The organism is Sphingobacterium cellulitidis (assembly GCF_043187465.1).
Classification (GTDB): domain Bacteria; phylum Bacteroidota; class Bacteroidia; order Sphingobacteriales; family Sphingobacteriaceae; genus Sphingobacterium; species Sphingobacterium cellulitidis.
This window is the reverse complement of sequence record NZ_CP171136.1, coordinates 2,688,946-2,710,289: the sequence shown is the minus strand read 5'-3', so window position 1 is coordinate 2,710,289 and position 21,344 is coordinate 2,688,946. Positions and strand designations below refer to the sequence as shown.

The 21,344-nt window shown below is 36.1% G+C and carries 13 protein-coding genes; 5 read left to right on the top strand and 8 right to left on the bottom strand.

From position 1 onward, the window contains the following. Positions 1–28 precede the first annotated feature (28 nt). Together ACF3OC_RS11965 and ACF3OC_RS11960 are read right to left on the bottom strand one after the other, a co-directional pair. Positions 29–1,381 carry a Dyp-type peroxidase gene (locus ACF3OC_RS11965; protein ID WP_094258893.1) on the bottom strand — a complete coding sequence of 451 codons (1,353 nt, stop codon included), beginning with the start codon at positions 1,379–1,381 and terminating at the stop codon, positions 29–31. Between the two features lie 3 nt (positions 1,382–1,384). Then, positions 1,385–1,936: a hypothetical protein gene (locus ACF3OC_RS11960; RefSeq protein WP_094258892.1), complete on the bottom strand. Its 552-nt coding sequence runs from the start codon at positions 1,934–1,936 to the stop codon at positions 1,385–1,387. A gap of 1,216 nt (positions 1,937–3,152) precedes the next feature. On the opposite strand from ACF3OC_RS11960, the gene ACF3OC_RS11955 reads away from it, so the two are divergent. Together ACF3OC_RS11955 and ACF3OC_RS11950 are read left to right on the top strand one after the other, a co-directional pair. Beyond that, positions 3,153–7,592 (top strand): DUF4157 domain-containing protein, encoded by a 4,440-nt coding sequence (locus tag ACF3OC_RS11955; protein WP_094256770.1) that lies wholly within the window; start codon positions 3,153–3,155, stop codon positions 7,590–7,592. Between the two features lie 1,940 nt (positions 7,593–9,532). Further along, positions 9,533–10,807 carry a DEAD/DEAH box helicase gene (locus ACF3OC_RS11950; protein WP_094256768.1) on the top strand — a complete coding sequence of 425 codons (1,275 nt, stop codon included), beginning with the start codon at positions 9,533–9,535 and terminating at the stop codon, positions 10,805–10,807. A 2-nt stretch (positions 10,808–10,809) separates the two neighbouring features. Here ACF3OC_RS11950 and ACF3OC_RS11945 read toward each other — a convergent pair whose 3' ends face one another. Then, on the bottom strand, positions 10,810–12,387 hold the full coding sequence (locus tag ACF3OC_RS11945) for an ATP-dependent DNA ligase (protein WP_094256767.1): 1,578 nt from the start codon (positions 12,385–12,387) through the stop codon (positions 10,810–10,812). Next, positions 12,384–13,394 (bottom strand): ligase-associated DNA damage response exonuclease, encoded by a 1,011-nt coding sequence (locus tag ACF3OC_RS11940; RefSeq protein WP_229678290.1) that lies wholly within the window; start codon positions 13,392–13,394, stop codon positions 12,384–12,386. The genes ACF3OC_RS11945 and ACF3OC_RS11940 overlap by 4 nt, the downstream gene beginning before the upstream one ends. A gap of 194 nt (positions 13,395–13,588) precedes the next feature. Between ACF3OC_RS11940 and ACF3OC_RS11935 the strand changes: the two genes are divergently transcribed. Beyond that, positions 13,589–14,038: a hypothetical protein gene (locus ACF3OC_RS11935; protein WP_094256765.1), complete on the top strand. Its 450-nt coding sequence runs from the start codon at positions 13,589–13,591 to the stop codon at positions 14,036–14,038. A 39-nt stretch (positions 14,039–14,077) separates the two neighbouring features. On the opposite strand, the gene ACF3OC_RS11930 is transcribed toward ACF3OC_RS11935, so the two are convergent. Both ACF3OC_RS11930 and ACF3OC_RS11925 read right to left on the bottom strand, forming a co-directional pair. After that, positions 14,078–15,442, bottom strand: coding sequence for a DUF6998 domain-containing protein (locus tag ACF3OC_RS11930; protein ID WP_094256764.1), 1,365 nt, complete (start codon positions 15,440–15,442; stop codon positions 14,078–14,080). 185 nt (positions 15,443–15,627) lie between these two features. Further along, positions 15,628–16,089: a MaoC family dehydratase gene (locus ACF3OC_RS11925; protein WP_094256763.1), complete on the bottom strand. Its 462-nt coding sequence runs from the start codon at positions 16,087–16,089 to the stop codon at positions 15,628–15,630. Between the two features lie 305 nt (positions 16,090–16,394). On the opposite strand from ACF3OC_RS11925, the gene ACF3OC_RS11920 reads away from it, so the two are divergent. After that, complete coding sequence (locus tag ACF3OC_RS11920; RefSeq protein ID WP_094256762.1) at positions 16,395–17,696, top strand: esterase-like activity of phytase family protein; 1,302 nt, start codon at positions 16,395–16,397, stop codon at positions 17,694–17,696. A gap of 243 nt (positions 17,697–17,939) precedes the next feature. Here the strand turns inward: ACF3OC_RS11920 and ACF3OC_RS11915 are convergent, their stop codons facing one another. Next, complete coding sequence (locus ACF3OC_RS11915) at positions 17,940–18,377, bottom strand: hypothetical protein (RefSeq protein ID WP_094256761.1); 438 nt, start codon at positions 18,375–18,377, stop codon at positions 17,940–17,942. Positions 18,378–19,090: 713 nt separating this feature from the next. Here ACF3OC_RS11915 and ACF3OC_RS11910 point away from each other — a divergent pair. Then, positions 19,091–19,969, top strand: coding sequence for a hypothetical protein (locus ACF3OC_RS11910; protein ID WP_094256760.1), 879 nt, complete (start codon positions 19,091–19,093; stop codon positions 19,967–19,969). A 52-nt stretch (positions 19,970–20,021) separates the two neighbouring features. On the opposite strand, the gene ACF3OC_RS11905 is transcribed toward ACF3OC_RS11910, so the two are convergent. Beyond that, positions 20,022–21,329, bottom strand: a complete 1,308-nt coding sequence (locus ACF3OC_RS11905; protein WP_094256759.1) for a hypothetical protein — start codon at positions 21,327–21,329, stop codon at positions 20,022–20,024. Between the last annotated feature and the right edge of the window lie 15 nt (positions 21,330–21,344).

The window sequence follows — 21,344 nt, the reverse complement described above, 5'->3', positions numbered from 1 at the left end:
TGTTATTAGGCATTGTGATCAAATGGAATTATGGAAGCTCACTAATCCATTTTAATGCAGAAAGACTTGGAATAAAGCAATATTCACCACCTTTGACAATATTATAAGTTTGAAGATTGTGATATCTTTTTACCATTGGATCTGCCGGGACAGTGAAAAGACCATCTTTTTGAACCGAAATTAAAGGATCCCTTTCAGTTCCTAGGTTTTGAGAATTTCCATCATTTACCCATTGCGCCTGCAGAAATTCCATGGTTCCCATGGCGTTTGCACTGATCGCTAAAAAATATTGGCCTCTTTCCTTACCATCATTCTTGATGATATCGGGAGCAACAATATCTCCAAATGTTACGCTCTTTCGGATAATGCGATGTAAGCGAACATCTTCCATGACGAAGTTTTTAGAGTCCCGAGGGTTCATGCGCCTAATATGGGATGAAAAGGGACATTTTTTCCCATATTCATCATCCTTAAAGGAAAAATCATTGTTCTTATTTGCATTTTCTCCCAAAGCCTGGTCATCACTTTCAGGGCTTAATACCAATGGAGCTCCACTTCGCCAGCGGCCTACCATTTTTGCTGCCAACAGTTCTCCTTCTTCAGGACTATTACTGTTTTCTTGGATGAATTTATTGAATTCAGCCACCTGACTTTGGTATTTCCGAACGGCTAAAAAAGATCCATTTTTACCTAATATCTCGGGCTGTGGAAATGGCGCGATTACTCCTGCCTCGCCAGGGTATCCCAAAATAAATTCACCTGCTTTAATTGGACGATCATAACTTGCTGGCATATCAATACCGGAACCTTCGATTTCAGGATTACTAATCCCATCCCGAAAACCAAATACATTTTTTACCTCCTCGGTTGCTCCAAAATCATGTTGAAACAACACTTCAATGCCTGTATTCCCTTCCAATTCTTGTCTGAACTGATTCAATAAATCTTGCCAAGCCTCCTTAGAATCTGCAATGACAGCAGCTGCAACATGGATCTCCTGTTTAAAAGCTTTTTCCCAATGTTTTGGATCATTTACACCCTCATCTTTTAGGAATTTAGCGCGAGCAGCCATACCTTCCTTAAAGGATTCTGGAAAAGAATCCAATGAAGATTTATCTAAACCTAAAGCCTCCAATCCCTTGTAAGTAAGGGTGAGGAAAACCGTTGCACCCTCATTCTTATCCCAATCTTGCGCAGAATGAACCAAAGGCAAAACAGCTTTAATCATGTCTTTTCCCGATGCTGCAGACTTGATTTTTATGGCCGCCATAGTTCCATAGTAGGGAATAGGTCGACTCCTTAAGATCATGGATTGAATATCATCTAGCTCTATTTCAACCTTATTGGGATTGAATATCCTTTTTAATAACTCGAATGCCATAGTCTAACTTTTATTTGCCTCATCAATAACTTTGTTTAGGCCACTTACAATTTTATCTTGTCGGCGAATATCATTTACCGTCAAATGTGGAACCCCAACATACCATCCGGTTGCTGTAATTTGATGGTCAATAATAAATTGTTTGACACTGGGGTCTTTAATGCCAGGCCAGCCTTCTACATTGCCAAAGATAATATCCATTAATTCAGGGATTTTGGTGGCAAAATCATCTATATAGGCATCCCAATCCCCATCATAAGCAGTACAAAACAAAATTTTAGTATCGTTATCTAAAAGCACGATGCGAAGGTCATGTAATGTTCCGACGCGGGTTGCACCACCAAGGTTCCCATCAGCTATCTCCATTATTTTCTTTAATCGTTCCCCGCCTCCAGGCTTTAAATCTGCAATTGCTGTCAATTCTGAAACCCGACCAGAACGAAGTCCTTTCTTTCCAGCAGATTCAATGGAATGATCATATCCATCATTCGCCGCTTCCTTAAAATTTGCAATAATTAAGTCTTTCTTTAATTTTAAATCTTCTAACATACTCATCTCTTTATCATTTTAATTTTAAAATCATTTTCATTTCCTTTAAAAAAACAACAGATACCTTTCTTAAATGTTTTAAAAAGACTGAGCTTTAAAACTCTCTTTAAACGCGCTCAATTCATGTTTAAACATTGATTTTCTGTCTTTTGATACCTAATGAAGACGGGATTTTCAGCATCTTGGTATAAGTAAGTCAATCAACTGTTTTTATTCAGTTTATTACTCTTTTATATCCTTTTAAAATAGGATTAAGTAAGTTTTTAATAAAGTAAGATCACCTTCTGAATGAGTTGTTTTTTCATTGATCAACTTTCTATTACAATTTATTTTTCAGGAATATATTTGGATTTATTCGGCCGGAATAGGGCTTAAATTATGGGATTTACCAGATCTCAGCCGCACTTTCTCCGGACCTCCTTCGGATCTTGTTCGAATTTTTTCGAAGAAGGTCCGACTGAAATGTGGAGTAGGTGCGCTGCATTTATGAATTTGGTTATTATGAAAAAAGAATAAATATTGAATTAGAATATTAATCTATTTTCATGTTTGACTAAATCAATTGCATCTTAAAATGCTTATCATTTTTAACAAACTAATAAGAGTTAATTCAATGCTTTAACTAATAGTTCTGATTTTATATCTTGATCTATTTCAGGTAGATTATTGTAATTAGTTAACATAATACTTTAGATTTCTTAATATAAATGTCTTATTAAAAATTTAATTAAAGGTTAAATTTGGGTGACAGAGAAAATGTGCAGGGGATGAAGATTTGATTATTTTCAATACCATATATATGAAGTCCGATCCGTCCAAGACAAATTTTAATGAATTTTTGAGGGTGCGAAGATTGCTGGAGAAAATGTATGAAACTATGCTCGACCATACCGAGATCTCCAGAACACAGCACGAATTTTTGAAAAGCTCCTCCTTACTCGATTCCCACAACAACCCCCTAAAAACTATGGCAGATAATCATAAACTGCTCGATTCCGATGACTTAATTAAACTTTTAAAAATTAGTAAATCAACATATTATAGACTGAAAAACGACCAGGTAATTAAACCCATCCGAATCCGCGGAAGAGACGATTATTCTATGGATGATATAAATCGACTGCTGAGAAGAAGGGAGTGATGAGGGGAAATTGACTATTTCTAGCTATTGATAAATTTAAGGTTCCTATTGAAATTTAGGGGATGAACTAACGATTCGCTTATGAAAGCTGCTGAAGTTAAATCAGTGGCAAGTCCTGCCAAATCCAGAACTTCCTTCTTTTCAAAGGGAGGAGACTCTTCTTTTTTTAGTGACAGCCCAAAACATGCCGCCTTTTTCCAGAGAAAACAGGAAAGCAATGCCTTCTTTGTACAGACCAAATTGAATGTTGGTTCTGCCAATGATCATTATGAAAAAGAAGCTGATACGACTGCAGATCGCGTTGTACAGAAAATGGAAGAAAAGCGAAATGATAAGCAAGGAAGTGAATCTATTGGTTCTTCTATTTCTCCATTGGTTCAGAAAAAATGTGATTCATGTGAGAAGGAAGAGAAGGTGCAACGAAAGGCACAAGAACATGAAAACGTTCGGCTGAAAGAAGAAGAGGAAGATAAAACGCTTCGAAACACGAATAAAGTTGGCCGAAAGGAATTGCGAAATCAGTCTATGGTTCAGGAGGGGCAAAGTACGGCGCCAGTGGAAGATAATAGGAGGCAGGCCAGTAAATTACGTTTGCGAAACCGTCGGGTGCTCCGCAATCAACAAATTCAACAACATGAGCTCCAGAATCTTCAACATCGCAATGTAAGTCATGAAACAAAACCCCTACAATCTGAGAAAGAGGATACTATACAAAGGAAGGTAAATTCCAGTGCATCATCCATATTTTCCAATAATCAGAGTATAGAGCAAAGGCTAGCAAATTCAAGAAACTCTGGAAGACCATTGCCGGATCATATCCTCAAACAGATGGAAAGCTCTTTTGGGGTAGATTTTTCAAAAGTGCGGATTCATGATCATAGTAATGCGGTTCAAATGAGCAAGGAATTGAACGCGCAGGCATTCGCCTATGGAAATGATATTTACTTCAATACGGGGAAATTTGATTTCAATAGTCCGGCTGGTCGACATCTTTTGGCGCATGAATTAACGCATACCCTTCAACAAACAGGGGTTCAACCAAAGCAGGTGCAACAAAAGAAAGCAGCTGCAGCAGGAGCCTCTGCCAATAAAGTAAACCAAGCCGCTCCAGGAATTGGTATTAGTTCTACAAATAAGAAAATTGCCAAACAAGATGAAGAGGATGGCTTTCTATTAAGTCAGGCTAAAGAAGCGATTTGGGATTTGCTGCGGGAAGCCTCACCTGAGATTTATGATATTTTCCGCAATAAGGGATTTTTAACTTGGGCAAAAGAGAAGGTATCCGCATTTGTCAATGCTACCATAGATACTTTTGCGGAACCAATTCGACTGGGAGCCTCCATAATAGCGATGGTGAGGTCCAATTTTGCCATGTTTAAGGTTTGGTTGGTAACCGCCATTGAGAGATTGAAGCAGGGCGACTGTACGCCATTCGTGGAAGCAACGGATTTTATCCAGAAAATTCTGGAAGGAGTTGCAGACCCGGCATTGGAAAAATTAAAAGAGTTTTTAGCACCTATAAAGAGCTTTATTGATTTCGTCTGGAATGATATCGGTAAGCCAATTTGGGATTTTGTATCCCGCATATTTGGTAAAATCTGGGATAGCATTAAGTGGGTTGCCGATAAGATTTGGAATCATATTAAAACCGTTATTGACTTTTATGCGGATCTATGGCATTGGTTTGCACAGGCGATTGGCTTTGAAGGTGATGATCAGAATAGCTTATGGGAACAGGTAAAAAGCAAAATTCTTAGTCTATGGGAAGAGGTTAAGCAAAAACTAGAACCTTATAAAACCAAGTTGATGGTCTTAGGCGGAATTATCCTGATGCTCTCCCCAGCAGGACCTTTTATCATTGCTGGAGCCACATTAACCGGAATAATCTATGCTGCTTCTCAAATTCGGCGATACCTAATTGATCGCGATGCGATTATTAAAGAAAGAGGATTATTTCAAGGAGTAATAGTTCCACAATTAAATGCAGCAATACTAACAATAAGCAACTTCTTGAAGGCGAAAGTCGCAGTAATAAGTTCGGCATTGATTACAGCTGTGGCTACCTTACAATCCATACCTCGAGATATGAGCTCCTTATTTTTATCAGCTATTAACTCGGCAGTCAATTGGATAACCGAGAAGGTCGAAGAAATGGAAGCTTGGGCAAATGTTCAACTGAATAATTTGATTAACAGTCTAGAATCAGCATTCACACGGATCAAAGCCTTCCTTCAACCTATCTTCAATGTATTGACCAAGGTGGGACAAGCAATGACCGATTATTTGAAGCTTGCCTTCTTGATTTTGGACGATTGGTTTCACCGGATTCCAAAATGTATCCGCGATAAAATAATTGCCTTTTTTGTGAAATATGTCTTTAAATATATTCCATTATTAAAAGATATTAAAGATGTAGAAGGAGCCTGGGCAACCATGCAGAAGAAGACCATGCACATTTTAGAAATGATGTTCGTACATGGCGATGTGATGGGTGCTCTTTGGGAGGTTTTCAATTTATTATTGGAAGCACTTAAGTTCCCTAAGGATTTAGCCGTAAAAGTTTTCAATAAAGCATTTGAGGTATTTGATACCATTATTGAGAAACCAAAGGTCTTCTTTGTCAATATGCTCACTACGGTAAAACTAGGGTTTTTAGGATTCTTTGAGCGCAAGTGGACTCATTTAAAAGATGGTTTTACTACATGGTTGTTTGATGCTGCCAAGGATAGTCCGATTTACATTCCTCAAGCTTTTAGTTTCTCCGAAATCTTTAAAATGCTGGGAAGTATTTTCTCCTTTGGAATGGAGAAGGTTTACAAGAGTATAGAGAAAAAACGCGGCAAAGAGGTATCAGATAAGGTGAAGAAATGGGTTGGTCGTATCTCTCGTGGCGCAGCGAAAGCCTGGGAATGGATTGTTGCCCTACATGAACATAGTCTAGATGAAATCATCCAGATGATAAGAGATAAAGGAGCAGAATTACTGCAGACCTTTATCGACTCAGCCATTGATTGGTTGGTTTCTAATATCATCAATAAAGTAAGTGAGAAGCTAATCAGTATGCTTGATCCGACTGGGGTGATGGCTGTTGTGAATTCGATAGTTGCATTTTACAATGCCGTAGAAACGGCAATAGAAAAAGCCAAAGAGATTCTAGAATTGGTTGAGAATGTATTGGATAATGTGGCCGATGTGATGGCCGGTACCTTTGCAAATGCAGCATTGAAATTTGAGAATAACCTGAAGAATGCCTTACCACTGCTAATGGAATTCCTGGCGAACCAAGTATTGTCCAGTAAGATTGGTAAGAAGTTAAAGGAAATTGCCGATAAAGCTAATAAATGGATTGATGAGAAGGTGGACTGGCTGCTAGATAAGTTGTTGGCAGCTGGAGATTGGTTGGTGGAGAAGGGTAGAAAAGCTGTAGATGCAGTAAAAGGCTGGCTAGGTCTTAGGGAAGAATTCGAGATTGAAGGAGAATCACATGCTATCTTCTTTAGTGGCACTGAGGAAAGTGCAGAATTAATGGTGGCTAGTGAAGTGATGAGTATAAAGGCATTATTCGACAAAAAGGAAGAAGAATTAAAAAGTAATCCTGATAAAAAGAAATCAAAATCATTAGCTGAAGCCAGGAAAATATTCGCTAAAATAAATACCACTAAAGCAAAAATTAAAGATGCGGAAGATAAGTCCAAATTAGAATCAGATTTGAACAAATACTTCAAAGAAATAGTTCCTCATTTAGTAATAATTGGGGTAGGCATGGTAAAATATAATATTCCTTTGACTGAGGTAAGTTATATTCCTCATGGTGATAAAGCAGGGAAAGTGATCGCTGATCCATTAACTTCTAAAGCAGGGAATACCAAAGGTTCCAGACCAACGATAGATGTTAAAGGTTGGAAATCAAAAATTACCAAGCTTGAAAACTATAGCACTACCTATGGACGTCTTCACTTATTGAATGAAAAACTCCATGGTCCAGGGAATGAATTTTGGAATCTGACTCCAGGTAGGCTCTCTGAAAATACTAGCATGAGTTCGCAAGCGGAGGAAGAGGCTAAAAAATGGTCTCTTGATGAAAAGAAAGTATTATGGTATGAATCAGAAGTTGTTTCCTATCATACTGAAGATGATGATTTTGCAACTGGAATCAAGGTTCAATTTGGATTAAAAGAAAGAGATGAGGCGGGGAATTATAAAAGGATTAATGCTGTAAAATATAGTAATACCTTTAATCTTCCTTTACCTAATCTTAATGGGCCATTTGCATTAGCTCCATCATATAGAGACATGTCGGCTCGTTATTGGGATGTATTAAAAGGCGATAATGATGATGCTCCGCCAAGGGAAGTATTTAGAGAATTGGTTGATGCGCGACGAAGTAAAATGAAGCCTGATGATTATAAGACGTGGGATAATTTTAGGCTATCCCAACCTTTTAAATTAGCTGAAAATAAAGCGCCAAATTTATTGCTATTCTTTAATAAAGCTTTTAATAATAAGTTGTTGACGAAATAACAGGGGTATAGGAAATAGCCCCTGCTGAAAATGTGAAATTTAATAAGGGCGTATGCGATACGCCCCTACCCATAGTTGGATAAAATAGATTCTTCGCCGTTCAACCCTTAATGGGTTGCGGAGATAAAAACTCCAGAGGAGTTTAATATTAGTAATAGGAGGGTATAGGAAATAAGCCCCGCCCACATGCATTCGCTTTAGCGAATGCATGTGGGCGGGGCAATCTATTAATATTATTGGGTTACTAATATTGAACCCCGCTGGGGTTCTTGAAAACGCTGACGGGTTTGTAGGCTATGGATATGGACAAATATGTGAAATATTAAAAGGGCGTATGCGATACGCCCCTACCCATAATTGGATAAAATAGATTCTTCGCTACGCTCAGAATGACAGAAAAATTGTGTCAGGGTTGAGGTGAGAAAAAGATTCTTCGGCATCGCCGAAGAACCTTTTTCTCACCTCAACCTAATGTAATTATTAGATTGTCATTCCGAATCGAAGATGAGGAATCTATTTTAGGCGATATATACAAACATGTCGCCCCTCTGGGGCTGTACGTTGGTGAATGTTCTTTGCTACAAATATGTCACCCCTACGGGGTTTGATAATGCAGGACGGAGATAAAAACTCCAGAGGAGTTTAATATTAGTAATAGGAGTGTATACGAAAAAAGCCCCGCCCATATGCAATCGCTTTAGCGATTGCATATGGGCGGGGCAATCTATTTATAGTATCGGGTTACTAATATGGAACCCCTCTGGGGTTCTTGAAAAGGCTGACGGGTTTGTAGGCTATGGATATGAACAAATAGGTGGGATATAAAAAGGGCGTATGCGATACGCCCGTACCCAAAGTTGGATAAAATAGATTCTTCGCTGCGCTCAGAAAGACAGAAAAATTTTGTCAGGGTTGAGGTGAAAAGAAGGTTCTTCGGCATCGCCGAAGAACCTTCTTTTCACCTTAACCTAATGTAATTATTAGATTGTCATTCCGAATCGAAGATGAGGAATCTATTTTAGGCGATATATACAAACATGCCGCCCCTCTGGGGCTGTATGATGGTGAATGTTCTTTTCTACAAATATGTCACCCCTACGGGGTTTGATAATGCAGGACGAAATGCCTATCGAAAAAATGAAACGTTTTGTAAGGGCGGGTTAGGCTGGCTAGAAACAAACATGCCGCCCCTCTGGGGCTGTACGTCTGTAAACACATTTCTGGCTACACATATGTCACCCCTACGGGGTTTGATTATGCAGGGCGGAGATAAAAACTCCAGAGGAGTTTAATGTTAGTAAAAGGAGGGTATAGGAAATAAGCCCCGCCCATATGCAATCGCTTTAGCGATTGCATATGGGCGGGGCTATTCATTTATATTATCGGGTTACTAATATGGAACCCCTCTGGGGTTCTTGAAAACGCTGACGGGTTTGTGGTAGGGATATGAACAAATAGGTGGGATATAAAAAGGGCGCATGCGATACGCCACCTACCCATAGTTGGATAAAATAGATTCTTCGCTACGCTCAGAATGACAGAAAAATTGTGTCAGGGTTGAGGTGAAAAGAAGGTTCTTCGGCATCGCCGAAGAACCTTCTTTTCACCTCAACCTAATGTAATTATTAGATTGTCATTCCGAATCGAAGATGAGGAATCTATTTTAGGCGATATATACAAACATGTCGCCCCTCTGGGGCTGTATGTTGGTGAATGTTCTTTCCTACAAATATGTCGCCCCGCTGGGGCTGTACGTTGATGAATGTTATTTTCTACAAATATGTCACCCCTACGGGGTTCTTGAAAACGCTGACGGGGTTTTAGGGAGGGATAGTTTTCAGGTCAATTCGTCTCCGGATCGGCTATTTGTAGGCTAATGCCTTATGCTGACAATAATTTAACTAACTTTGTAGCTTTATAATTCATTTAAATATTCAGCAGTGTCTCTAGATAAATTAAAACTCAGCAAGCGTCTTTATAACTCCATGAATCAATTGGGATATTTTATTGCCAAGGAATTCCAGTTGAAAACCCTATCACGTATTGTGGGTGGGCATAGCCTTATTGGTATTGCGCCTGAAGGGGCAGGGAAGACGACGACCTATATTCTAGGGGTTTTGATGCGGTTGAAGTACACTGATGATGAAGCACCAAAGATATTAGTCTTGGCGCCGAATGAAGAACGTATTAATGAGATTGTAGATCAATTTTATAAAATCAGCAATAATAAGAACTTGCATATCATGGGCCTTAAAGCGAGTGGTGCAATGGAGGAGGAGATTGAGGATCTTGTTCGGGGGGTTGATATTGTGGTTGCGACGCCTAGCCGTGCTCGTGCGGTGTATCTGAAGTTAGGCCTTAACCTAAATCGAATTGAGACTTTTATTATTGATGATGCTGAAGAGATTGTAAAACAAGGGATGCAAACCAATGTACGTGAGTTGGCACAGAGCTGTGGGAAAGTGCAATACCTTGCCTTTAGTACGGTAGAGCATGAAAAATTACATCTAATGATTGATGATTTCATGCCATTTGCAACAGTTATTGAGGTGGAGGAGCTTGGTGAGAATAATTTTGATACCCATGAGCTGATGCTTTATCAGGTTCCTAATTTTACGACGAAGATAAACCTGCTGAATGATTTGATGTCGGATGAGGAGGTTTTTGATAAGGTTGTTGTTTTTGTAAATACCAAACATACGGCTCATAATTTATTGGAAAGACTACATGCCAAAAAAGGTGTGGCAGCAATTTACCAGCCTCTTTTCCATGATGACTATGGAATTGATGATATCAGTATTTTCAGGCAAAAAACAGACTGTAGAATTCTAATCATTGCGAATGAAGGATTGGAAGCTATTGATTTGGATGGAATTCCATTTATTTTCCATTTTGAAGTTCCTGAGAACAGAGATGCTTTTATACAACATGTCCTTAAGAATGGAGAAGAAGAAAGTATTGCGATTACCTTTGCCACAGATATTGAGCTTCCGGAAATTAAGAAGATAGAGCAAAGTTTAGGAAAGAAAATTCCAGTGATGCCCTTGCCAGAAGATTTGACGATTTATCAAGCTTCGGCAAATGCAAAGGGTAAAGTTGAAGTTGATGAAAGCCGTGGGGGAGCATTCCATAAAAAGAAGGAAAGCAATAGCAAGACCTATAATTATGGAAGTGGGGAAAAGGCAAGAATGACTAGAAAGAATAAAAAACGATAGAATTAGATCAGTTTTTTAATTTCTTGAATATCATCAATTTCTGAGGGGAGTTTATCTTTTCGCCAGCGTACAATACGTGGGAATCGAAGAGCGACGCCTGATTTGTGTCTATTACTGGCTGCAATTCCTTCGAAGGCGATTTCAAATACTAATTCTGGTTTTACGGTGCGGACAGGTCCGAATTTTTCCAAGGAATTCTCACGGACGAACTTACTGACTTCAGCAATTTCCACATTACTAAGTCCTGAATAAGCTTTGGCAATGGTTACAAGTTTTTCTCCGTCTTTTACGGCAAATGTATAATCTGTATAATGCCCACTTCTACGACCACTTCCCCGTTGGGCATAAATTAAAACAGCATCTATGCTCATTGGGTCGATTTTCCATTTCCACCAGAATCCTTTTTTTCTTCCCACCTGATATGCCGAATCCTTAGCTTTTAACATTAATCCTTCAGCATTGATATTCGCTGAAGATTGGCGAATTTTATCGAGAGTATTCCAGTCCTTAAACGTTATAATTTCTGATAAAAGATAGTTCTTTAGGTTCAAATTGAATAGAAGATCTTCCAATATTTTGCGCCTTTCCCTTAAGGATTTTGTTCGAATATCCTGACGTTCTAATTCCAAAATATCGAAGGCAATAAATTTTATTGGCACCTCTGCCATCATTTTTTTAGAAATATTCTTTCGATTAAGTCTACGTTGTAATTGATTAAAGCTCATGACAGCATTGTTTTCATAGGGTACAATTTCGCCATCAATCACAAAATCTATATTGAGGGATTCTAATGCTTCCAATAATTCTGGAAATTGTTCATTTACTAATTCTTCGCCCCGGGACCAAATAAAAGTCTCGCCATCTCGTCGGATAACCTGACCACGGATACCATCCCATTTATACTCTACTTGCCAATCATTTTCTGTTCCCAAACTTTCTAAATCTTGAGTAAGAGGATTTGCAAGGCAAAAAGGATAAGGAACTGAAAGATTAATGTTGATATGGTCTCCGCTAATAAATTCTTTGAAAGAAAGTTGGTCCGGATTCCATTCCGACATCATACTATGGGCTACCAGATTGGGATCTAAATCATAATATTTTGCAAAAGCATTAATCAAGGTTTTTGAAGATACACCAATTCTAAAACTGCTCCCAAGGAGCTTATTGAAAACAAACCTTTCAGTTTGTCCTAAGCTTTCCCAAGAAGATATGATGTAATCGTTGATTTCATTTTCTGATTTTCCATTCAGAGCAATTATTTCTTGCATCCATTGGTTCAGGCTCTTATCAGCAGTATGTTGGGCAGGAGGGATGATTAAAGCAATGGTTTCAGCGAGGTCACCTACTGTAGTATAGGACTCTTGAAAGAGCCATTCAGGGATTTGGCAGTATTGCACTGAGAGATGGCGTAAGATGGAGGTTTTGACAGAACGTCGAGGTCTCTTTCCTGTAAAAAGACGCATAAACCAATACTTATCCAATTCTGTCGATTCCGCGAGAAATTCTTCAATAGCCAATATTTTACTATTGGTTTTATTGCTGCTGTCGAGCGCATTAATCAACTTCGCTAGAACTTTCATTGTTGTTCCTTGATTAGGTTTTCATCCGTTTCTTCCTCGACTCCAAATGCGGTTGTTATTTCTTCAGCTTCGGTGCCTATTTCATTTAAGTATCTGGCGAATACTGATTTAAATCCATGTGTTACATAAACTTTTTCTGCCTGGCTTTCCTTCACTGCTGTCAGTAATCCAGACCAATCCGCATGGTCGCTGATTGCAAATCCAGCATCTGCACTTCGCCAGCGTCTAGCTCCACGGACTTGCATCCAGCCAGAGCAAATGGCAGTCTGTGCATTTGGAATATTTTTTAACATATTGGAACCAAATAAGGAGGGAGGAACAATAATAATTTCACCTTTCAGGTCCTTCGGACGATTATTAAAATCTATGTCCTTATAAGCGGGAAGTGTAATTCCGCTATTAATAAATGCTGTATTGATTTTAGAGATTGCATAATGAACATACAGGTCTTGGTAGCCTTCTAAAGCCTTCATGATTCGTTGAGCTTTTCCTAAGGCATAGCCTATGATGACTGAGTTGATTCCATTTCTTTTGTTATGAGCTACCCAGTCTCTGAGGTTTTGATTTATCTGACTGACAGGAAGCCAATTGTAAATAGGAAGCCCAAAGGTACTCTCTGAAATAAATTCATGGCAAATCACAGGCTCAAAAGGGGTTGATAATCCATCATCCTGTATTTTGTAATCGCCTGAGACAACCGTTACTTTGCCCTGAGATTCTAATCGAACTTGGGCCGAACCTATTAAATGACCTGCAGGAAATAAAGAAACCTTAACTGAATTTATGATTAAGGTCTCGGCGTATTCCAGAGTCTGAACTTTAATATCTTTGCCAAGTCTTAGTTTCAATATAGGGGCCGTCAATTTATGGCATAGATATTTTTTCATGCCTATTCGAGCATGGTCAGAATGAGCATGAGTGATAATAGCGTAATCCACCGGCAGCCATGGGTCAATATAAAACCTTCCCTGAGGACAATAAATACCTTCTTTCCTAAATTCTAGCATCAGCATTGGGCATAGAATAAATCATTTTCATTATAAGGCCCAACAATCGACAACTTTTAATGTTTGATAATCTATTTAGTATTAAAATGGAAAGGTCTTAAGCAGCTCTATTTTGAATTCATAAAATATTCTAATACATTTCAAATAATTTGGATAGAATATTGTTATTAAAAAGAGGTCTTAAATTGCAATCTATGAAACTGGAAATTCCAAAAATAAAAATCGAGAGCTTAAATACTTCTGAATCAATTATTTATCAAGATCTAGATAATTCCTTATATGGCAGTGAGTTGGCAAACAAGATTTGTCATAAACTCAAACAAAATCCTGGCGAATATGAAGGCCTTCATTTTTCACATCGTGATTATTGTGGACTAGGCATATTTTATATAAATCAGGTTTATTTACTTGGTGTGGTCAATGATGGTTATGGACCTAATCCCATTGTTGCAAGCTTTGATACAGATTCTGAATTTGAAAATTGGTTAGCTCAGGAAAGTGATCAATCCATGTCACTATATGGCACACATTTTAATAATCAAACCATCAACAGAAAGCGTTTGGATTGGTATTTGGAAGATAATTATTCTTCAAGTTGGAATTCCTATTGTTTATACTTAAATAGCAGAGAAGATAAGGGATAATTTGAAGGTTAATGCTCTTGGGTTCACTGAATCTATCTATTAGCAATCTCGATGATCACAGTCACAACCATTTAATGGATCACAATCACATTCCCAAGGAATATCATCCCTTCTGGAATTAATTTTGGGAGCCGGTTTTTCAACCTTATTTATCCGCACATTATTTTTGATATAATAGTTCTTGTAAACAGTTTCGGTAGGAATAGGGGCTGCCTGTTCTTTCTTTTTATCTGTTGCGGTTTTAACACGTAAAAGAGTCTTTAAGTCCTCAATATCCCTAGGTTTAGCATTGGCTTTTCGATAGAAATAAAATGCAATCAAACCAATCCCAATATAATAATATATAGCTTCCTCCCTTGGATAATTCGGCTTAATAAAAAAGTAAAAAATAAACATAGTCGGAAGGACGAAAAGATAAGCAGGATATTTTTTCGATGGTTTGGCTTCTTTCTTGACTGTTTTTGGTCTAGCATTTTTTTCCGTTTTCGGAGCTGTATTTTTAGCTCTTCCCCTTGATTTCACAGGGATTTCAAATGGCTCCCGATCCTTTAAATAGGATACCTTACTAGGAACTATACTTTTTACACCTATGGTCGTATTTACAATTTTTAGATTTGCTGATTTTGGATTAATAATGTTTTTAGGTTCCAACAACCACATTCCTGCGCATTGGAATTCGTAATCCAATACTACAATAATTAAATAATCCGATTCTTTACCTACTAAATTATTAATTCGGCGATTCTCAGCAATGCGTCGTATAGAGTCGTAAACCCTTCTTGTTTTTATCTCATATTTTTTGCCATACGAGTCAATTGCATCATATCCCTTTTGAGTACGGCTGCTTGCCAACTGTAAATTGAGCTTTTTTGCTGCCATTAATTCCCCAACTTTACCCACCACATTCGAACTATCCAAAAACCCTAAGGATATGACCTTTTGATAAACTTTGTTGAAAGTTTGAATAGCAATACTATCTTCCTTTAATAATTTAAACTTCGAAATATCGATCTTCTGTTTGCTATAATCTCCAGATCGGGATAGCCTTATCGTTGTTAATTCTGGATGGCTTTCAAATTGATAAATTGCTATTAGTTCAAAATTTTCATTCAGATGAACAATGGTTAAGAAGTCAAATAATTGGGGGTTTAAACTTTTTATAGTATGTGCGCTGTAATTCGATTTTACCACCTTAGCCTTGATCTGATACCTTCGATTATTCGCATCATAGGCATCGGCACCTTTTGTACTTCTGGAATACCTGGTCAGGTTTAATACTTTGGTTGCATAATACTCCCCCAATTCCCCAGTGTAGTTATCGGTATACGCTATGTTTAAATCAACAAGCCGATCATGAGCGATAGCTAGATCCTTTAATAATTTGGATTGGGTTTGATTTAACATGGGATGGGGTAAACAATTTTTAGTTCATATAATTCTTTAAAAATAAGGATTAGAGAGAGTAAAATTTACGGTTAACCGGAATCTAAATTAGAGTATTAATAATAGGTTATGGAAAGCATTGGTAAAGAAAAGGGATTTTCAAATTGAAGTTTTGAAATCCCTTTATATTTATTCCTTGTTAGAAGCTAATCATGGAAGCTGTAAAGGAAGATTACATCCCCTACATAAACTGGTTTTTCAGATTCTTCACTTATAAGTTTAGCTTGGATTGTAGCTTTAACTGTTCCACGAAGATTTTGAATTGATTTTACTAAGGCATGTAATCTAACACGAGTATTAACTTTTACAGGTTGCCCGAATTTCAGATTTTCTATTCCATAGTTGATTTCCATCTTCACATTTCTAACGTCAGCGATCTGTTTCCATAGATGCGGAATCAGGGAAAGTGTTAGATAGCCATGTGCAATGGTAGTTCCGAATGGGCCATCAGTTTTTGATTTCTCAGGGTCAACATGGATCCATTGATGGTCCAAGGTCGCATCTGCAAATAAATTGATTTGTGGTTGATCGATTAGATGCCATTCAGAAAGCCCTAATTCCTTGCCTTCATAAGTCTTGTACTCCTCGTAATTATTTATAACTATCATAGGTTTTGTCAGTATATGGAAAATAAGGTAAGTATTTTTGCCAATTACTCAAAATTAATCGTGATAAAATCTTTTTGGGGAAGGAAATAGGGAAGGAAAAGGATAGAGGGGAAACGAATTAATGCTCAATTAATTCAATATTTTCAATTCATAATTTTGAAGAATATCCAATTCAAATTATCTAATCTTTCGATAAGTAAATCAATTTGTAATAATTTATCAATAAGAGATAAAAAATTCACCTTTACTTAACATTTGCTTCATGTTCAACATCTTTATTTGTGCCAATTTATTAAGCTATATTGATGAGAAAGCAAATCTTCACACTAACGACTGCGTTAACCTTAATCGCAGCTTTAACATCTTGTAAAAAAGATCAAGATCCCAACAAGACCAAAGTTGTAAACTACCCTGCAATGGCAGAAGTTGAAACGCCGAATGTATTAATGACTACCGCTGAAGGTGTGAAAGTCTATAATGGCGGATTTGGTTCGGCAGTTGCTGCTGACCCCAATGATCCGGAAGTATTTTACATGATGACGGACCGAGGCTCCAATGTGGCGGGCCAAGCAAAAACTTCTATTATTATTGGAAAAGCAGACTTTGCACCGCAAATTGGAAAATTCAGATTGAAAGATGGAAAATTGGTTTTGGAGAAGGTCATTGAATTGAAAAACGAAAAAGGTGTAAAGTTAAATGGACTTCCAAACCCTATTGGAATGGGTTCTACCGGAGAAGTTCCATACGATTTGACAGGAAAGCAATTAGCTACTTCAGCTGATGGAATTGACTCAGAAGGTTTGGTTATTGCGGCTGATGGATCATTCTGGATTTCGGATGAATACGGACCACATATTGTTCATACGGATGCTAATGGCAAAACTATTGAGCGTATCAACCCATTTGGGACGGGCTTTGGTGGGCGTAAGATTCCTGCGGTCTTTGCAAACCGTCGTGCTAATAGAGGCATGGAAGGGCTAACGATTACCCCAGATGGTAAAACTTTGGTCGGAATTATGCAATCGCCGTTGTATAATCCTAGTTCAGCTGCTGTATCCGGTTCCGTGGTTATCCGAATCTTAACCTTTGAAATCGCAACTGGAACAACAAAACAATATGCATACTTGATGGATAATCCTTCGCTAACAGGCGTTAGTGAAATTTTGGCATTAAGTAATACGACTTTTTTAACCTTGGAAAGGGATGGACTCTATGGAGGAGATACAAGTAAGCCGGCTCTTTTCAAAAAAGTATTCAAAATAGATATTAGCAAAGCGACTGATATTTCTGATGCCTCCAATGGAACAACGGGGAAATTGTTCAATGGTAAAACTGTTGAAGAGCTAAAAGATCAATCTGGATTGGCTGCTGCTGGCATCACACCTGTAACAAAAACTTTAGCGATTGATTTATTGAAAGACCTATCTGAAGTTTATCCTCATGATAAGGCAGAGGGCTTAACAATGCTTAAAGGAAATATTCTAGTAATTTCTAATGATGATGATTTTGGGGTTGTTGATAATGGAAATAGTGGATTTGCACAGAAAATTCTTCCAATTACAAAAAATGTAGATAGGAATAGATTGTATTTTATTAAAATGAAATAGTTAGGGATATACGAAGCGAAAAAAGCCTTATTTTTCCTTTAATGGGAGATAAGGTTTTATTATATTATTAGAGGTTCTAAAAAAAAGGTTGTGTAGGATATTTATTCCTTAAAAGTATAGTTTTGATTTTCTTTTAAAGTGGTTGGTAGAGGTAAAATTATTTGAGTTGAGAATATAATAGGAGAGTAGGGGAATTAATAAGATCTAAATCAAAATGGGTAGGAGGTAGGTAGATAAAATTCCTTAAGGAATAGTATCAATTGCAGTAAATTTCAAATTATTATTAATATCTAACCAAATTCCAAAGTCGACACCTCCATGGCTTGGAGCAATTTCATCTTTTAAAATAAATTTATAATACACTATATATGAAGGAGCTGGTTCAATTTGCCTTGCAATAGACTTTGGAGCTTTCTTTAACTTGGAAACTAATTCTGGAGTAAAAATTTCATGCATCTTTTGGGTAAAGAATGTTTTAGAATCTATGTTTTTCTCTAATCCAACTTCGTCACATAGAATGCATTTAATTGACTCTGTACTATTAATTATTAGGGAATCAATGTTATTATTTTCAATCAATCTTATGATGTTGTCAGCTTTTCTGAAAATTAAAGTCGAATCAATTTGTCCATAGGATTTTGAGCAAAGTAAAAGGAGGAATACTAGGGTTAGATTCTTCATGTTTTTTATGAGATTTCAAATTGATTGGTTCATTAAATTGAATTAATAGCTTTTAATCAATAGATCGTTTAAACTAATCCCTACATTAAATTAAGCCTTAATTTGTAATATGATAAGTAAATACGCCTACCATATAACTTAAACTATAAATAGCTAAAACTGATAATAAGACTAAAATTGCTAGAACTAACTTTCTGTTAGCAATTAATTTTTCAAATTTTCAATTCATAGTCTTAAATTATTAAGAAATATTGAGTATTTGAAGGGATTTTTAAGCTGTCCTAAGGCGATAGGATTATTTTTTGAATTAGTTAATATTATTCAAATTATGATGGGGATTATAGGTTTAATAGTGCTAAAATGGCTTTCGCTTACCTAAAAAAATGCAATTAAAAGTAAATTTATAATTGATTTTAGTATTAATGATGTTTTGAATAAGGAGGGAATTATTTGAGGTTATGTTGATAGAAATTAGGGGAGTTGTGTATTTTATTTAATTGTGAATATTTCGATACAAAAAGTGCTCAACACTGATTATCAATGCTTTATTTTATAATAAATACAAATAAAATTCAATTTTGTAAAATTTTATTGTCTGAGAAATCGTCTTTAGAATAATTAAAATCTTAATATTGAAATTTTCTAATTTTTTATATTTAATATAATTTAATTAATTTAACATAAGTACATGAACAATTTTAATTCAAAACATAATGTTATCTCTTCAACAATTTAAAGATTTAAAAGAAGACTTAGTAAATAATAAAAAATCTATCGAAGAAATCTCCACTATTTTAGTTCAAAATAGTAACACCAAAAATCGCTCATGGCATACGAAAGATTGGAAAGAAAGAAGACAACTAGTCATAAAAAATTATTGCGAAATTTGTAATAGTAAGGATAATCTGACACTACAACATCGCTCCCATCCGCAGAAGTTCTACAATCATAAAAACGAACAAATAAACAGCAATATTGAAAACTGGGAAGTTCTTGAGATTAATAAAGAAGATTTCATTATTTATATTAAAAACACATTTGACTATAAGCCAGAGCCAATCTGTCCAGATTGTAATTCCTGGAGTCCAAGGATACGACTAAAACTTCTACCAAAATATGTCTGCACTTGCTGTAAACATGCCTTCAATGAACCAATATATAAATCATTAGAAGAGCTCATAGAACAATATTATAACGAAAATTATTCCACATTTCTAGATAAAAAATGCTTTACAACAAAGGATAAGTATGCTAACCCTTATCATCTAAGGGGAATTGAATATAGATATAAGAAACAACTCTATACTACAAGTAAATGTGATGAAATAGACAAAGAAGCAACTTTAAAATTTATTGAGGACAATATAAAATATCTATCCTTTGAAGATACCATTACTGCATGTAGAAGATGTGCTTATTACTGGGATATCAAAAGTATGGATTTATGCCCCAAATGCAATCATTCTTATAAATCATTTCAATACGAGACATGTATAAACTGTTTGCCTGAAGAACGAAAGTTAAAAGTTTTAGAACAGATTAATTTCAATAAAGAAATGAGTGAAATACACAAAGACCTAGGAATTGATTAATTGGCTTCAAAATATAAAGTCTTTAGATTAAATAACTAAAGACTTTATACTATTAAGAATTAGTAACTTCATAATGGCGTACAATTTCATCAAAATATGCTACAGGATCTTGACTAAATGTCCTAAGTCCAAAAATACGAAAACACAAGTCTTTATCAGCCACAAACTCAGCTAATCTCTCTGAAAAAAAGTCATGAAAACTCAACAAATTACTTATATGTTCTTCTTCTAAACCTGTATAATCCAAAGGCTCAAAACCATAATAAGTAGATGGTATTGTAAATAGCCTAAGATATTCTAATACTATAAACCGTAAAATATTCCCAATTATTGTACTCTCTGCATTGATTCCCACCAAATCAGGAAACGGATATTTAGTATCTAACAAAGAATACCTATGTACTGGACCGTTATAAAAATTGCTATATAATTTTATACAATCTCTTACTTTAGCTGGTAGGATAGCTTTATAGACCGGCGGTTGACTTTGGGTGTAATAAAATATAGTAGAAATATCTTGTAACTTATTTTTATAATACAACATCCCTCCCATTGCAGTAGCGAAATCAATTAAATCTTGTATTTCATCAGCTGAATCATTGACAGAATCTTGGTTAATTATTTCTCCTTGTTCATTTTGTTCTGGTAATATAGTTGGTATACGATCTATATAATCATAAATAATCATCCAAAACTTGATCAAGATATAAGATTTATCCATTGAAAGAGCTTGCTTAAGCCTATTCCAAATGAATGAGTAGATGTTTTGTTTAATCCTTCCATTATATTCATGTCGACCTATTAGCCATTCCCCTGCAGAAGCATTATACTGCAACAAAACATAATCCATCGAAGTACCATCCAATACTACACTATTCAATCTATTAATAATTTGTAAATCAGTATCAGAAACAGCATTATTTTTTCTAATATTAGAAAAATATTCAGAAAAATATATCCATAATTCGTGGTCTGTATAGCTTTTATCCTTTTTTAGAAAATATATATACAAATCAAGTAACTCATCCTTAAAATTATAACTATTATTATCCTTTTCTAACAAGTACTTTTTAAGAGATATATCACTCTTATAAGTCATGACATTATTTACAAATAATATAAGAAAAACAGAAAGTAGAATTGAAATAATAAAGATACTCCAAATTAAAAGATGATTAAACCGAAGAGTAAAACCAAAGACACGTCCTGACGCATAGATTGCAATTAAAAGCAAAGAAATTATTAGCGTATAGTAGAAGACATTCCAACCGAATTGTCTTCTAAATATCTCAAGAATTTTTTCGGAGTTATATTTTGAATTTATGCTACCAATCTCATTAATAGCTAAAGGAAAAGCCATAGCAAAAATAGCTAT

Bases quoted from the DNA above. Each gene is read 5' to 3' on its own strand.
- ACF3OC_RS11965 (WP_094258893.1), bottom strand. From the start codon at position 1,381: ATGGCATTCGAGTTATTAAAAAGGATATTCAATCCCAATAAGGTTGAA.
- ACF3OC_RS11960 (WP_094258892.1), bottom strand. From the start codon at position 1,936: ATGAGTATGTTAGAAGATTTAAAATTAAAGAAAGACTTAATTATTGCA.
- ACF3OC_RS11955 (WP_094256770.1), top strand. From the start codon at position 3,153: ATGAAAGCTGCTGAAGTTAAATCAGTGGCAAGTCCTGCCAAATCCAGA.
- ACF3OC_RS11945 (WP_094256767.1), bottom strand. From the start codon at position 12,387: ATGAAAGTTCTAGCGAAGTTGATTAATGCGCTCGACAGCAGCAATAAA.
- ACF3OC_RS11940 (WP_229678290.1), bottom strand. From the start codon at position 13,394: ATGCTAGAATTTAGGAAAGAAGGTATTTATTGTCCTCAGGGAAGGTTT.
- ACF3OC_RS11935 (WP_094256765.1), top strand. From the start codon at position 13,589: ATGAAACTGGAAATTCCAAAAATAAAAATCGAGAGCTTAAATACTTCT.
- ACF3OC_RS11930 (WP_094256764.1), bottom strand. From the start codon at position 15,442: ATGTTAAATCAAACCCAATCCAAATTATTAAAGGATCTAGCTATCGCT.
- ACF3OC_RS11925 (WP_094256763.1), bottom strand. From the start codon at position 16,089: ATGATAGTTATAAATAATTACGAGGAGTACAAGACTTATGAAGGCAAG.
- ACF3OC_RS11920 (WP_094256762.1), top strand. From the start codon at position 16,395: ATGAGAAAGCAAATCTTCACACTAACGACTGCGTTAACCTTAATCGCA.
- ACF3OC_RS11915 (WP_094256761.1), bottom strand. From the start codon at position 18,377: ATGAAGAATCTAACCCTAGTATTCCTCCTTTTACTTTGCTCAAAATCC.
- ACF3OC_RS11910 (WP_094256760.1), top strand. From the start codon at position 19,091: ATGTTATCTCTTCAACAATTTAAAGATTTAAAAGAAGACTTAGTAAAT.
- ACF3OC_RS11905 (WP_094256759.1), bottom strand. From the start codon at position 21,329: ATGGCTTTTCCTTTAGCTATTAATGAGATTGGTAGCATAAATTCAAAA.